This window comes from Breoghania sp. (genome assembly GCF_030066895.1).
Lineage (GTDB): Bacteria > Pseudomonadota > Alphaproteobacteria > Rhizobiales > Stappiaceae > Breoghania.
The window spans coordinates 54359-68375 of record NZ_JASJAV010000014.1; the positions used below are offsets into that span (position 1 = coordinate 54359).

17 protein-coding genes and 5 pseudogenes are annotated in these 14017 nt (G+C 63.9%); 21 read left to right on the forward strand and 1 reads right to left on the reverse strand.

Features of this window, described 5'->3' with window-relative positions:
* Positions 1-86 precede the first annotated feature (86 nt).
* The 10 genes and pseudogenes from QNJ43_RS14585 (at position 87) to QNJ43_RS14630 (ending at position 4313) form a co-directional block, all read left to right on the forward strand.
* Positions 87-335, forward strand: a complete 249-nt coding sequence (locus tag QNJ43_RS14585; RefSeq protein ID WP_300471136.1) for a hypothetical protein — start codon at positions 87-89, stop codon at positions 333-335.
* 99 nt (positions 336-434) lie between these two features.
* Positions 435-826, forward strand: a pseudogene (locus tag QNJ43_RS14590) (phage major capsid protein); the annotation flags it as partial.
* 383 nt (positions 827-1209) lie between these two features.
* A complete protein-coding gene (locus QNJ43_RS14595; RefSeq protein WP_300471138.1) occupies positions 1210-1473 on the forward strand; it encodes a head-tail connector protein in 264 nt (87 codons plus the stop codon).
* Entirely contained in the window at positions 1421-1780 is a 360-nt protein-coding gene (locus QNJ43_RS14600; RefSeq protein WP_300471141.1) for a hypothetical protein, read from the forward strand. Before QNJ43_RS14595 ends, QNJ43_RS14600 begins: the two co-directional genes overlap by 53 nt.
* 43 nt (positions 1781-1823) lie before the next feature.
* Positions 1824-2099 carry a phage head closure protein gene (locus tag QNJ43_RS14605; RefSeq protein WP_300471143.1) on the forward strand — a complete coding sequence of 92 codons (276 nt, stop codon included), beginning with the start codon at positions 1824-1826 and terminating at the stop codon, positions 2097-2099.
* Positions 2096-2512, forward strand: a complete 417-nt coding sequence (locus tag QNJ43_RS14610; RefSeq protein ID WP_300471145.1) for a DUF3168 domain-containing protein — start codon at positions 2096-2098, stop codon at positions 2510-2512. Before QNJ43_RS14605 ends, QNJ43_RS14610 begins: the two co-directional genes overlap by 4 nt.
* Positions 2513-2703: 191 nt before the next feature.
* A pseudogene (locus QNJ43_RS14615) lies at positions 2704-3111 on the forward strand (phage major tail protein, TP901-1 family).
* A gap of 36 nt (positions 3112-3147) precedes the next feature.
* Positions 3148-3537 (forward strand): gene transfer agent family protein, encoded by a 390-nt coding sequence (locus tag QNJ43_RS14620; RefSeq protein ID WP_300471241.1) that lies wholly within the window; start codon positions 3148-3150, stop codon positions 3535-3537.
* Between the two features lie 195 nt (positions 3538-3732).
* Positions 3733-4104: a hypothetical protein gene (locus QNJ43_RS14625; protein WP_300471147.1), complete on the forward strand. Its 372-nt coding sequence runs from the start codon at positions 3733-3735 to the stop codon at positions 4102-4104.
* Complete coding sequence (locus QNJ43_RS14630; RefSeq protein WP_300471149.1) at positions 4104-4313, forward strand: hypothetical protein; 210 nt, start codon at positions 4104-4106, stop codon at positions 4311-4313. Before QNJ43_RS14625 ends, QNJ43_RS14630 begins: the two co-directional genes overlap by 1 nt.
* 190 nt (positions 4314-4503) lie before the next feature.
* Here QNJ43_RS14630 and QNJ43_RS14635 read toward each other — a convergent pair whose 3' ends face one another.
* Positions 4504-4755, reverse strand: a complete 252-nt coding sequence (locus QNJ43_RS14635; protein WP_300471151.1) for a DUF465 domain-containing protein — start codon at positions 4753-4755, stop codon at positions 4504-4506.
* Between the two features lie 89 nt (positions 4756-4844).
* Between QNJ43_RS14635 and QNJ43_RS14640 the strand changes: the two are divergent.
* The 11 genes and pseudogenes from QNJ43_RS14640 (at position 4845) to QNJ43_RS14690 (ending at position 13985) form a co-directional block, all read left to right on the forward strand.
* Positions 4845-5488, forward strand: a pseudogene (locus QNJ43_RS14640) (DUF2460 domain-containing protein).
* Positions 5485-6393: pseudogene (locus tag QNJ43_RS14645) on the forward strand (DUF2163 domain-containing protein). Before QNJ43_RS14640 ends, QNJ43_RS14645 begins: the two co-directional pseudogenes overlap by 4 nt.
* A 394-nt stretch (positions 6394-6787) precedes the next feature.
* Complete coding sequence (locus tag QNJ43_RS14650) at positions 6788-7153, forward strand: peptidase P60 (RefSeq protein WP_300471154.1); 366 nt, start codon at positions 6788-6790, stop codon at positions 7151-7153.
* Positions 7150-7353, forward strand: coding sequence for a hypothetical protein (locus QNJ43_RS14655; protein ID WP_300471156.1), 204 nt, complete (start codon positions 7150-7152; stop codon positions 7351-7353). Before QNJ43_RS14650 ends, QNJ43_RS14655 begins: the two co-directional genes overlap by 4 nt.
* Before the next feature lie 432 nt (positions 7354-7785).
* Positions 7786-9296, forward strand: a pseudogene (locus tag QNJ43_RS14660) (glycoside hydrolase TIM-barrel-like domain-containing protein); the annotation flags it as partial.
* A complete protein-coding gene (locus QNJ43_RS14665; protein WP_300471244.1) occupies positions 9294-10010 on the forward strand; it encodes a phage tail protein in 717 nt (238 codons plus the stop codon). The pseudogene QNJ43_RS14660 and the gene QNJ43_RS14665, both read left to right, overlap by 3 nt.
* 97 nt (positions 10011-10107) lie before the next feature.
* Complete coding sequence (locus QNJ43_RS14670; protein ID WP_300471158.1) at positions 10108-11073, forward strand: hypothetical protein; 966 nt, start codon at positions 10108-10110, stop codon at positions 11071-11073.
* A complete protein-coding gene (locus QNJ43_RS14675; protein ID WP_300471159.1) occupies positions 11036-12220 on the forward strand; it encodes a DUF2793 domain-containing protein in 1185 nt (394 codons plus the stop codon). Before QNJ43_RS14670 ends, QNJ43_RS14675 begins: the two co-directional genes overlap by 38 nt.
* A 324-nt stretch (positions 12221-12544) precedes the next feature.
* Positions 12545-12799: a hypothetical protein gene (locus QNJ43_RS14680; RefSeq protein WP_300471161.1), complete on the forward strand. Its 255-nt coding sequence runs from the start codon at positions 12545-12547 to the stop codon at positions 12797-12799.
* A 232-nt stretch (positions 12800-13031) separates the two neighbouring features.
* Positions 13032-13349, forward strand: coding sequence for a 3TM-type holin (locus QNJ43_RS14685; RefSeq protein ID WP_300471163.1), 318 nt, complete (start codon positions 13032-13034; stop codon positions 13347-13349).
* A 438-nt stretch (positions 13350-13787) separates the two neighbouring features.
* Positions 13788-13985 (forward strand): PepSY domain-containing protein, encoded by a 198-nt coding sequence (locus QNJ43_RS14690; RefSeq protein WP_300471166.1) that lies wholly within the window; start codon positions 13788-13790, stop codon positions 13983-13985.
* Positions 13986-14017: the final 32 nt, after the last annotated feature.

Sequence of the window (14017 nt, forward strand, 5' to 3'; positions counted from 1 at the left end):
TCCAGCACCTTCGGTACGCGCTGAGGGCGTTGGATCCCCCGGACGTCGCCGGGGGATGACGGCGGAGAGAATGGGGGATGACGTCGATGCGATTTCGCGACGCGGGCGCGGCCGCCCCGACCACATACGATAGCCATCCCAACAAGCAGACCTTCGACCCCAACCCTTCAAACGAGGTGAGTGAAATGACGAACGTTATGGAACATAAATCCCTGCGCGGCGGTGCCCCGGAGCACGGGGCTCCTGTGCGTGAGACCAAGGTGGCGGCGATGACGGCCCCCAGGACGGGCGATGATACGGGCGGCGCGCTCGACGAATTCCTCAATGCTTTCTAGGAGTTCAAGGCCGCAAATGATTCAAGGTTGCAGGCGCTGGAAACGCGCGGTGACGTTCTGGCCGACGAAAAGCTGGAGTGCATCAACTCCGCCCTCGACGAGCTGCTGATCGATCTGGTCTACTCGCTGAAAAGCGGTCACCGCCAGAACGCCCACTGGATGATGAACCGTTCCACCCAGGCGGAGATCCGCAAGCTGAAGAACGCCGACGGCAACTATCTCTGGCAGCCGCCCGCCGGTGTGGGCGCCAACGCCTCGCTGATGAACTTCCCCATCACCGAAGCCGAGGACATGCCGATATCGCAACCGATGCCACGCCCATCGCCTTTGGCGATTTCGCGCGCGGCTATCTGGTGATCGACCGCATGGGTCTGCGCGTGCTGCGCGATCCCTATTCCGCCAAGCCCTACGTGCTCTTCTACACGACCAAGCGCGTCGGCGGCGGGGTGCAGGATTTCAATGCCATCAAGCTGCTGGCCTTCTCCGCCTGACCGTGATGCGGCTGGTTGCCTCCCGCCGGCCGTCCCCCGGGTGGTCCCATCTCCAGATTGGGGGTGGGGTCGCTTGGGAGGCCAGATGAACGTCGGTTGCCGACGGTTCGTGCGCGGTTGTGCTGCCCGGCAGTCCCATGCCGCGTTTTCTGTCTTTCCGCCCTCCTTGTGCTCTCGATCGCTCCTGCTCTCTCCATCGTCATTGCCCGGCTTCGTCCGGGCAATCCAGCACCGTCGGCATGCGCTGAAAGTGATGAATCCTCCGGACGAAGCCGGGGGATGATGACGGAGGGGCAGCGGGAACGGAAGGGCAGAGAGAACGGAGAGCCGTCGACCGGAGCTGTGCACCCGCCCCGCATCCCTGAAATCTCCCCGAGGTCCCCATGCCCACGCTTTCCATCTCGCCGCCCGCGGCCGAGCCCATCTCCCTGGCCGAGGCGAAGGCCTTCCTGCGGATCGATCACGACGACGAGGACGGCCTGATCGAGGCCCTGATCTCGGCCGCGCGTATCCGCGTGGAATCCATCACCGGCCGGGCGTTGATGAGCCAGGGTTATCACACCGTGCTCGATGCCTGGCCCTCGCGCCGGGTGGGTGCGGATTGCGCGGGCTCCGGTCGCAATCATCGATGCGGTGACCGTCTATGACGCCGACGGCACGGCCACAGTGCTGGGCAGTGCCGACTACCAGATCGATACCACCAGCCGTCCCGCGCGACTGGTGATCGATGCGGGCGCGCCTACCCCGGGGGTGAGTGTCAACGGCATTGAGATTGATTTCACCGCAGGCTATGGCACGGTCACCGACGTGCCCGCGCCGCTCACCCTCGCCATCCGGCGGCTCGTCGCCCAATGGTACGAAACCCACGAGGGCCCGGAAGGCGGGGACGTACCGGGGTCCGTCGCTGCGCTCATCGCGCCTTACCGGCTGATCGGTCTGGGAGCGTGGACATGACCCGGATCGCGGACCTCTCCACCAGGCTTAATTGCAGAGCCCCGTGCTCACCGACGACGGTGCGGGCGGCAGCGAAACGAGCTTCGAAGCGGCAGGCTCTGTCTGGGGCGCGGTGATGGTGCGCGGCATGGTCGAGCGCTTTACCGATGATCGGTTTGATGGCGTCGTTACCCATCGCATCCGCCTGCGCCATCGCGCCGATATCGCGGGCGGCTGGCGGCTTGTTCAGGGTTTGCGTGTGTTTCGTGTTCTGGCGGCAAGCGATCCGGACAATCGCGGTCGCTGGCTCGACGTGCTGGCGGAGGAGGAAGGCCGATGACCCACGCCGCCGAGGAGCTCCAGGCAGCACTTGTCACTCTTCTCAGGAGCGATGCCACATTGTCCGCTCTGCTGGGCGATGGTCGCGTGGAGGATGGAGCGCGCCGCGCCGCCGCCTATCCCAACATCGTGGTCGGCGAATGGACGAGCCGCCCGATTGCCGATGACGACTGGCCCGGCGAGGAGCATCAGCTGCAATTCGTCGTCTTCTCCCGCGCAGGCGGTCGCAAGGAGGCGTTGGGGTTGATGGCGCAACTCGGGAGCCTGATCGACGAGAGAGAGATTGTTCTTTCCGGGTATCGGCTGGTGAGCCTGGTGAGGATCCGCGAAACGGTCACTCGCACTCGCGACGGGCGCACCTGGCGCGGCACGGTCGTGTATCGCGCCGTGACGGAGCCGACGGGGCTGACGTGAGCCGTCGTCATTCTCCTTTCTCTACTTTGTCATTGCCCGGCTTCGTCCGGGCAATCCAGCATCGTCGGCATGCACTGAGGTTGCCGGATCCCCCGGACTTCGCCGGGGGATGACAGCGGTAGAGGTGGGGGAGCTCAGCGTCTTCCAACCAACCATTCATCTCATTTCAAGGAGAACTCAAGGAGAACACCATGGGTGCGCAGAGGGGCAGGGACCTTTTGCTGAAGCTCGATACCGATGGGTCGGACAGCTTCGTCACCGTGGCGGGGCTCAGGACCCGTCGTCTCACCTTCAACGCCGAAGCCGTCGATGTGACCGACAGCGACAGCACCGGGTGCTGGCGGGAATTGCTGGAAGGTGCGGGCATCCGTCGCGCGGGGCTTTCCGGCGGCAGCATATTTCGCGACGGGGCCTCCGATGCAGCCGTGCGGGAGATCTTCTTCGCCGGAGCAATTCGCGATTGGCAGGTGGTGATCCCGGATTTCGGCACCGTTGCCGGGCCCTTAGGCCCTTAGCTTACCGCGCTGGAATATGCGGGCGAGGTGACTTACGAGATGGCGCTGGAATCCGCCGGTGCGCTCACATTCAGGGTCGAATGACGAGGGATTCAGGGTCGAATGACGAGGGAGGTGATGATGGTCAATCGACACAGGGGTGAGATCGAGGCGATGCTCGACGGCCGACGCTGGACGCTTTGCCTGACGCTGGGCGCACTGGCGGAACTGGGGGATGCGTTTTCCGTCGCCGACATGGGCGCGCTTGCCGAACGCTTCGCGGAAGGTCGACTTTTGGCGCGTGATGCGGTGCGCTTCATCGGGGCGGGGCTTCGCGGTGCCGGCAACATGGTGGAGAACGAGCACGTGGAGCGCATGATGGCCGCAGGCGGCGCGCCCGGCTTTGCGGCAATCGTCGGCGATCTTCTCAAGGCGACCTTCGGCGGCGGACAGGACCTCCGGCCCTTTCGTCGGATAGAGCCCTTTCCCTGGGACGAGGTGATGTATTTCTGCCTGGCGCACCTGAGATGACCGCCGGACGTGATGTGGCGCTCCACCCCGCGCTAACTTGCCGTCGCCCTGTCGAGCGGAAAAGGGAAAAGCGAGCGGTCGAGCCGGGAACGACTGGCCGCGCTGCTGCGCCGCTATCCCGATTGAGGGGTGGAGAGATTGCAAATTGCCGCGCAACCCGTCGCGCATGACCGCTGAAACCAGAAAGGACGTTCCATGTCCGATTTCGAAGATCAGGGCTTCGATCTACCCTTTGACGATCTCACCCGGTTCAGCTCCGAAATGAACCTGCTGAACTCGGCTGCAAACGATTTTTCCCGTGTTCTGTCCAGTGCGCTGAAGGGGGTCGTCTCCGACGGCAAGCAGCTTGATGACGTGTTGCGCCAGGTAGCCCTCAGCTTTTCCTCAAGCCTCGTATCCCGGTCGCTGTCCTCGCTGGCAAGCTCGGTCACGTCCGGGCTGACCAGTCTTTTCTCCGGCGGATCCGCGACGGCCTTTGCCAAGGGGGAACGGTGCGCGCCTTCGTCGAGGGCGGCGTGGTGGCGACGCCAACCTACTTTCCGATGTCGGGCGGTCAGATCGGGTTGATGGGTGAGGCGGGGGCGGGGGCGGGGGCTATCCTGCCGATGGCGTGCGGAGTCGACGGACGGCTCGGCGTGCGGGGAGCGGGCAGGTCCGACGGTGTCGCGATGACCTTCACCGTGACGACCCCGGATGCGGAAAGCTTCAGCCGCTCCGAATTGCAGCTTTCCAGAATGGTTGCCCGCGTTGCCGGACGGGGGCAACACGGGCTGTAACACCGCTACCGCGAGGAGGGGCTGCGGCAACGGTGCGTCGGGTCTCCGGTACGGGGAGGGGAAATCCGTGCAGGAGGCCAGTCTCGGTCACTCAAGCGGACCGTTCCCCACCCTATGGAGTAACGGTGGAAGAGCTCATTGAAATTTATCAGCGACCGGCGGGTTTATCGCGACCGGAAGGAGAGGAAAATCACCCGATGGTACTGGCCCTGCGGAGTGCCTCTGCGATATCGTCCTCCAATGCCAGCCGTTCTTTCTTGATATCCTCCGTGGTCACGTCGCACGTCGGCGTGACTTTCATCTCGATGAGATGGATTTCGTGATTGACCACGCCGTAGTGCTCGCAAAGTGCGTCGAGGTGCGGATCTGACATTTTCAGTTGATGAAGTACTTGCGCTGCCTCGGGGAACTCCTCCTGCAGCTCATGGGGCACGTGCATCATGAGCCTTTTCCTCCGTCATATGGTGACTGTTGCCCACCCACCGCCATTTCGACATGACGCAAATCAAATCCCTAGCGCAAAGGTGACGCATGGCGACGATAGCGGCCTTCCACGAGGTGCGGTTTCTGGTCGCAGTCGGTTTCGGCTCCTCCGGTGGGCCAGAACGGCGCACGGATATCGTGGCGCTCGACTCCGGCAAGGAGGCGCGTAACGCTCGCTGGGCCCGCTCGCGCGCCGGTTCGATGCCGGCTACGGCATCCGCTCCTTCGACGATTTCGCGGCGGTGGTTTCTTTCTTCGAGGAGCGGCGCGGCCGCCTGTGCGGCTTCCGCTTCGGCGATCCCTTCGACTGGAAATTGGGCCTGCCCTCCGCCCAGCTCGACTCGGGCGATTGCGTCATCGGTTCAGGCGACGGGGAAAGCGATGCCTTCCAGCTCGTCAAGATCTACGGCACGGGTGCCGATCGCCTATGTCCGAACCATCGTCAAGCCAGTGGCGGGCTCCGTGCGCGTCGCCGTCGAGGAACGGAATTCACGACCGGCTTCGCGGTCGATGACACCACCGGGCTCGTCACCTTCGAGGTCGGATCGGTTTCGGCAGCCGGGGTAGAAGTCACCGCTGGATTTGCCTTTGACGTCCCCACTCGCTTCGACACCGACCGGCTGGACGTGTCGATGAGCCATTTCGCGGTGGGCGCCATCCCGCAAGTTCCCATCGTGGAGGTGCTTCCGTGAAAACGCTAGATCCTGACCTGGCAGACCATCTCGGCTCCGGCGCCACGACGCTTGCGACCTGCTGGAAGGTGACGCGCAGTGACGGCACGGTTCTCGGTTTCACCGATCATGATGCCGATATCGTCTTCGATGGGGTGACTTATCTCGCCGACAGCGGTCCGGAGGCGAGCGAGGCGACGACAGGACCGGGCCTTGCCGTCGGCGGATCGGAGATTTCCGGTGCGCTCAACGATCTGGCTCTCTCGGCCGAGCCGTTATCGGAGGCCGATCTGGCGGCTGGCCTTTGGGACCGGGCACGCATCGAGGTTTGGCGGGTCAACTGGGCCGCCCCTGATCAGCGCGTCTTGATGCGCATTGCCGAAATCGGAGAGGTAACTCGCGCCGACGGCGGTTTCCGTGCCGAACTGCGCTCATTGGTGCAAGGATTGGAGGAGGTGCGCGGCCGCGTCTTTTCTCATGTCTGCGATGCGGATTTGGGGGACGGACGTTGCGGGGTGAATCTTCAGGCTTCGGCCTATCTGGGCTCCGGCGTGGTCAGTGCAGTTTTGGGTGAGCGCCGGATCGTTGCGGCGGGGATCGACGGCTTTGCGGAGGATTTCTTTGCCCGCGGTCTGCTGCGCTGAACCTCGGGCGACAATCTCGGCGGTGCGGTGGAGGTGGCGAGCCATGCCATCGGCGCGGACGGGGCTGTCCTATCCGTGTGGCTGGCGCCGTCGTCCGCCATTGCGATCGGCGATGCTTTCACCGTGACGGCCGGGTGCGACAAGCGCGCGGCGACGTGCCTAACGAAATTCGTCAACCTCGACAATTTCCGCGGCTTTCCGCACATGCCGGGCAATGATTTCGCCTTATCCTACCCCGACCGCGATACCGGCGTGAACGACGACGGCACGCTGGTGGACTAGGCGCGAAGGGAAACGGAGCACCTGCGGTGCAGCTTGCCCGCGCTGGATTCCGGATCTGGCCATGCAGCTTCGCTGCAGACCGTCCGGAATGACGAGCAAGGGGAGAGTTGTAACCACACGCGGATCGCGAGCGAGCAGCATCAGGCTTCCAAATTCGCGTGTGCTTACAACTCAGCCCCACATTCCCTCATTCCAGACAAGTGAGGCGCAGCCGAACGCTGATCCGGAATCCAGCGCAATAGGTGGCGCAACGCGCCTCCGCTTCTTTTCTTATTTCCCCATCCGAATCCTATCGAGGCCCCATGCCCCAGACGACCTACACGCGGGCCGCCCTTGTCACCGAGGCGCGGGACTGCTCGGCACGCCCTATCGTCATCAGGCCTCCCTCAAAGGCGTGGGCACCGATTGCCTCGGCCTCGTGCGTGGCGTCTGGCGGGCCTTTCACGGCGTCGAGCCCACGGCTCTGCCGGCCTATACGCCCGACTGGGCGGAAGCAGGCGGTACGGAACAGCTGGCGGAAGCCGGCCGTGCCCATCTTGTGCCGCGCGAACCGGAGGAGGCACTCCCCGGCGATGTCTTTCTCTTTCGTTTCGTCTCCGGTGCCTCGGCCAAGCATGCGGGCATTCTGAGTGCGGGCACAGCGCAATCGGGCCTCTTCATCCATTCCTACGAGGCGGCTTGTGTCGTCGAAACGCGGCTGGTGCCCTGGTGGCGTCGCCGCCTCGCTTTCGTTTTCTGCTTTCCCAATGTGAGCGCGTGATGGCAACTCTCATTCTCTCCACTGTCGGTCAGGCCGTCGGCACAGCGATCGGCGGTCCCATCGGCGGCGTGATCGGACGCACGGCGGGTGCGCTGGCCGGTCAGGCGATCGACCAGCAGATCTTCGGCACCACTCCTCCGTGGAAGGGTCGCGTCTCTCCTATCTCGACGTGCAGTCCTCCACCGAGGGCACGTCCATGACGCGCGTCTATGGCTGGGCATGACTGACGGGACAGGTGATCTGGGCGACGCGATTCGAGGAGGTCGTCAAGAAAGAGGAGGAGGGTGACGGCAAGGGCAGCACGAGCAGCAGTTCCTCAACCACGGTGACCACCTACTTCCTATTACGCCAATTTCGCGGTCGCTCTGTGCGAGGTGCCGGTCAGCTATATCGGCCGGGTCTGGGTCGACGGCAAGCTGATGGACACGACCGAGATCACCGTCCGCCGCTATCTCGGGAGTGAGACCCAGGAGCCGGACCCGCTGATCGAGGCAAAGCAGGGGCTTGGATATGCGCCCGGCTATCGCGGCACGGCCTATCTGGTCTTCGACCGTCTGCCGCTGGCCGATTACGGCAACCGCCTGCCGCAGATCGCGGTGGAGGTGATCCGTTCCGTCGATCGGTTGGAGGAGATGGTGCGCGCCGTCTGCCTCATTCCGGGTGCGGGCGAGTTCGTCTATGCGGACCGGCGGGTGAAGATCAACACGGGCGAGGGAAGCAGTTCACGCGCCAACCGCCATATCGTGCACGCCGATACCGACTGGCAGGCATCGCTCGACGAGTTGCAGGCGCTTTGCCCCAATCTGGAGCAGGTCGCGCTGGTGGTTGCCTGGTTCGGCGATGATCTGAGATGTGGCGACTGCACGATTCGTCCGGCCGTGGAGGATCACGTCACCAAGAGTTCCGGCGTCACCTGGCTGGCAGGCGGGTTGTCACGTTCCTCCGCTCGGACGGTGTCGCAAAAGGACGGCCGCCCAGCCTATGGCGGCACGCCTGCCGATGCCACCGTCAAGGTCGCCATCGCCGATCTGAAGGCGCGCGGCCTGAAGGTCACGCTCTATCCCTTCGTGCTGATGGACGTGCCGGAGGAAAACGGCCTTGCCGATCCCTACGGGGCAAGCGAGCAGGCCGCTTACCCCTGGTGCGGGCACATCACCTGCCATCCAGCCCCCGGCAAGACCGGGTATCCCGACACCACGGCGGATGTGGCAGATCAGGTTGCGGCCTTTGTCGGTCAGGCTGGGCCGTCCGATTTCGCGGCAACCGCAAGCACTGTCGTCTATTCCGGCCCGGCGGAATGGTCCTGGTGTCGCTTCGTGCTGCATTACGCCCATCCGGCGGTCGCCGCCGGTGGCGTCGATGCCTTCCTGATCGGCTCGGAAATGCCCGCCCTCACGCAGGTGCGCTCCGACACGGGTTATCCTTTCGTGGAGGCCTAGGTCGCGCTTGCGGCCGATGTGCGCAGCGTTCTGGGGACCGGCACGGCGATTTCCTATGCCGCGAACTGGTCGGAATATTCCGGACACCGGCCCGATGACGGTTCGGGCGACGTGACCTTCCATCTCGATCCGCTGTGGACCTCCGATGACATCGATTTCGTCGGCATCGATTTCTATCCGCCGATAATCGATTGGCGCGACGGCGACCACGCCGATACAGCTCTGGCACTGGAGCCCTACGATCTCGACTATTTGCGCGGACGCATCGCGAGCGGAGAGTATTTCGACTGGTATTACGCAAGCACCGCCGACCGGGAGGCAGGTTTACGCACGTCGATCACGGACGGGGCCTATGACAAGCCCTGGGTTTACCGCGCCAAGGATCTGGTCGGCTGGGGGTCGAATGCCCATTACGACCGCTCCGACGGGGTGGAAGCGGCAAGCCCGACGGCCTGGGTGCCGGAATCGAAACCATCTGGCTGACAGAACTGGGCTTCCCCGCCGTTGATCGAGGGGCGAACGAGTCGAACGTCTTCTACGATCCGAAGTCGTCGGAAAGCGCCTTGCCGTATTTCTCTAACGGTGCGCGCAACGACTATCAGCAGCGCCGCGCCCTGGAAGCATTCTTGAGTTGGTGGGGAAACGATCATCCGGAACTCGCGGCCGGAGACAATCCTGTCTCCTCCGTCTACGGCGCGCCGATGGTCGCCCCGTCGGGCATCCATCTGTGGGCTTGGGATGCGCGGCCCTGGCCTGCCTTTCCATCAGATACAAGCGTGTGGGCGGATGGTGACAACTGGCAGCTCGGCCATTGGCTGAACGGACGGCTCGGAGGATGCGGGCTGGACGGCTTGGTCAGAGCGATCCTCTCCGATTTCGAGATCTCTGTGGCGGATGTGGACGTGGGAACGCTCGCGGGTTCCATCGACGGGTTCACTATTCCCTCGCCGACGAGCGCACGCGCGATTTTGGAACAGCTTGCCACGATTTTCGGGTTCATCTCCGCCGATACGGGCACCGCGCTTGCGTTTCGCTCTCCGCTCGACCATCCGCAAGAAATGGCGCGCGGTGATCTGGCGGAACCGAGCCCGGAGATGGCGCTGTTGAGTGCAACGCGTGCGCAAGAGTCTAAACTGCCGTCCGAAATTCGCCTGAGCTTTACCGACCCGACGCGGGACTATGCCCGCCTTGCCATCGCTTCGCGCAGGTTTGCCGGGTTGAGCCGCCGCGTGAGTGATATCGATCTCAATGTGGCGGCCGATGCGGGAATGATGCAGGTGGCGGCCGAAGCGCGTCTGCGCGATGCCTGGGCGGGGCGCGAGCGCTACGCCTTCGCCCTTTCGGAAACGGGGCTTGCGATTGAGCCCGGCGATCTCGTCACGCTCGACGGCGCGCTCATCCGCATTACCCAGATCTAGGACGGCACGATGCGTCGCTTGGAAGGGGTAAGTGCGGCTTCCGATCGTCTGCGGGAGCATCCGCCCGCCTCGTTGGCCCGGCGCAGCAATCTACCGAGTGCGACCTCTCCTTGATCTGCCACTTCTGAAAGGCGACGAGCCCGTCTCCGCCTTCCGTGCGGCGGCCTTCGCCCGCCCCTGGCTTGGCGGCATGACCGTCTGGTGCTCGGCAAGCGGGGCAGGCTTCGAGGCTGTGAGCGATATCTCCGAACCCGCGACCATGGGCGAATTGTCCGGAGCGCTTTTCGCCGGCCCGACGGGGCGCTGGGACGAAATCAACGAGATCTGGGTCACGCTTTACGGCGGAAACTTGTCGGCTCGAGCCGATCTCGACGCGCTGGCAGGTGCCAATGCGGCCGCCGTCCTTTGCGATGACGGCTCCCGGGAAGTGATGCAATTCGCGCAAGCCGAACTCGTCGGCACGAATGCGTGGCGGCTTTCGCGGCTGTTGCGCGCCCAGGGTGGAACGGAGGAGTCGATGACGGCGGGGGCCTCCGTCGGTGCTGCCTTCGTGCTGCTCGATACCGGGTTGCCGCTCATCGATGTCGGGTGGGATCGGCTCTCGCTGCCGCTTTCCTGGCGGGTGGTGCCGACGGATCGTGCGATCGATGACGACGCGGCGACTTCGCTTCAATTCGCGGTCGACGGAGTGGCGCTCAGACCGTTCTCGCCGGTGCATGTTCGGGTCCGGCGTGAGACGTCCGGCGACGTGACGCTGAGCTGGATCCGCCGCACCCGGCTCGGCGGTGACGGTTGGGAGCAGGTGGAGGTGCCGCTTGGCGAGGATGCGGAAGCCTACGAGCTCGAAATTCTCGCGTCTGCGGGTGGCACGGTGTTGCGCACGCTCAGCCTGACAAGCCCCGAGGCGAACTATGCAGCGGCCGACCAGATCGCGGATTTCGGCGTTCTGCCGAACGAGATTTCGCTCTCATTGACCCAGATTTCCGCCCATGTCGGGCGCGGAAGCGCAAGGAGGGCGACCGTCCATGTCTGGTACTCCGAGACTGGCCCTACCCCTGATTGAGGCGGCGCAGGCGCAAAAGCACGTGACCCACAATGAGGCGTTGGTCGGGTTCGATACATTGGTCAACCTGAGAGTGCTCGACCGCGATCTGACCGCCCCGGCGGGTGGGGAGGCAGATGGCGACGCCTATATCGTCGCAAGTTCTGCAACCGGTGACTGGAAAGGCGAGGATGGCCAGATCGCCGCCAAGATCGATGGCGGCTGGCGCTTCCATACGCCCTTCGACGGGCTGATCGCCTTCGTGGTGGACGAAGAGGCGCTGATTGTCTTCTCGGACGGGAGCTGGAACAATTTCGCCTCGTTTCTCTGGCTCCAGAACCTGTCCATGCTCGGCGTCGGGACGACAGTCTCAGAGATCCAGCGGCTTTCGGTGAAGTCGGACGAGGTCATCTACTCCCATGACGATGTGACGCCGGGCAACGGCAACATGGTCGTGACCCTTAACAAGGCGGTCGATGCAAACGATGCTGGTCACGCCTTCAAGATCGGCTGGGAGGCGCGTGCGCTCGCCGGGCTCTTTAGCGACGGCGACTATCAGATCAAGGTATCGCCCGACGGGGCCACGTTCACGACCGCCTTGTCGATCGATCACGCAACGGGGTTGATTGGGTTCCGCGCCGGGATAAGCGGCGTGCGCGAGGCGTTGACGGCGAACCGGATCTACTACGTCGATGCAACGAGCGGTAACGACACCAATGACGGCCGCACCTCCGCTTCTGCCTTTGCCACGATCCAGCGCGCCGTCGACGAAGTGGCGACGATCGATATGGCCGGTAACGTCGCAACGATATCGATCGCAGCCGGAACTTATGCGGAAAACGTCGGGCTGACGGATCTGGTCGGCGGCCCCTGCTACATCATCGGTGATGAGACGACACCCTCCAACGTGTTGTTATCTCCGGCAATCGGGATTGCGATCACTGCCGCCAACGTCGTCGGATCATGGTATCTGCGCGGTTTCAAGATCGAAGGGGCAGGACTATCGCGTGGTATCCAGAGCAATTCCGCGCGGTTCACGTTTCGAAATCTGGATTTCGGCGCGATCGAGACTGTCAGTCATTATTGTCATATTTTCCCCTGGGAATTGGCTTATTTCGAAGCGGCTGGGGACTACACGATCAGTGGCGGCAGCGGTTGTCATATCTGAAGCTCAGATAATGCGAACCTGCGGATCCTGAACCGCACGATAACGGTTATCGGTACGCCTGCCTTCCCCGGCTATTTCACGGTTGCCATGGGGCAAAGTTCCCAGACGACCTATGGATGCACGTTTGACGGCTCGGCTACCGGGCGACGTTATCGTGCTGAGGGGAACGGGCTTATATTTATACGGCAAGCGGGAATGAGGAGTACTTCCCCGGCGACGTGGCCGGGGATGTTGCGCATAACGGCCTGTATGCCTGTATGTTTGAGGAGAATGGGTGACAGCCCAGTCCTCTGCGAAGTCCTCCGTTTTCCGGGTCCGGCGCCATTGGCCGGGCTTATCGCCGAACAGGGCGCAAAATTTCCCCGTTCTTGCATCGGGGGCCCCTTCCCACCGAGCGGCGACACCGTCGTCAGCGGCAGTACCGCCGGTGTCTTTGCCGAAAATCCGGTTGCCGGGGACGGATGGGGCGATCCGCTGCTTCTCGCCGTGGGGTTTGCCGTGGCCGTGCTCATGCTGGCGGGAGGCTTCGTCGCCTGGCGCTACCGCGATGAACTGCGTCTGCTCGTTGCCAGACTTTAGCAAACCACAAGGAGGAGATCTTCATGGCCTTTCCGCTCGCTCTGCTCGTACCGATCCTGTTGGAGGTCGGCGCCCCGCTTCTCAAACGACTGATCGCTCGTCATGCCGGAGGCGCCGTCGGGGAGGCGGGAGCCGCGGTCGTCGATGTACTTGCCGCACGATTGAACACCGCCTCGACGCCAGAAGCCATCGAGGAGGCCTACCGGTCTGATCCGGAAAGTGCGGGAAGGCCATGTGGGCGGTCGAGATCGAGCGGCGCGAGGACTGGGCCGACATGCTGGCCGACGTCAACGCCACCATGCGCAGCGAACAGACCGCGAGCAGCCTGCTCCAGCGCATCTGGCGGCCGATTTTCGGGCTTTGCTATGCCGTCGCCTTCATCGCGCTGGCCCTGACGCTGGTGCGCACTCTCTGGCACGGCGACACGGCCGCGATCAACGCTCTGGCGGGGATTTCCGGCTTTCTCATCGCCTTTTACGGGATGGGAACCTCGGTGCTTGGCGTCTATGTCTGGCAGCGCTCGTCGGAAAAGCGGGCGGGGATCGCTTGAGGTGGAAAGATTCATTCATGTCCTGTTCGCGCGCCTTCCGATAGTAGTTGCGTCATGAATGGTTTCCCGGTTTTTCCGCATCTTCGAGCATCCCGTCTCGCCGCGATCGCGTTTCTCGGTGCGATGGCACTTGCCGAGCCGGCCGCGGCGCAGTTGCCTTTGCCGGGGGCGAGCATCTTCACGCTCGTGGATCAGCGCGACCCGGACTGGAGACCCGACCAGGGACAGGATCAGGGGCTCGTTCCCGAGATGGACTCGGATACGGATCCCAGGCGCGGGCCCGGACCTGGAGCTGGACCCGGAGCAGGGCCGGGGCTCGGCCCCGACCAGGGGCCCGGATTCGGTCCGGGGTGCGAGCATGGCCAGGGGCCGGGGCCGGGCAGAGGGCCCGGTCGATGCATGGGTCGGGGCCCGTACCATTGCCTGCGTGGCGGCGAAATGCGTGAGGCCGTGCGCGCGGGAGAGGCCAAACCGCTGGGGCCGGTCATGCGTGAGATCGGCGGCGGCGAGATCGTTCGTACGATGCTGTGTCGAACGCCGCACGGTCTCGTTTACCTGATCGCGGTCTTGAACGGCTCGCGCGTCGAGAAAATGATCGTCGATGCGGAGACCGGCCGGATCCTCCACTGGCACTGAACCGCAACATGACGATCAGGCCCGACCGGACG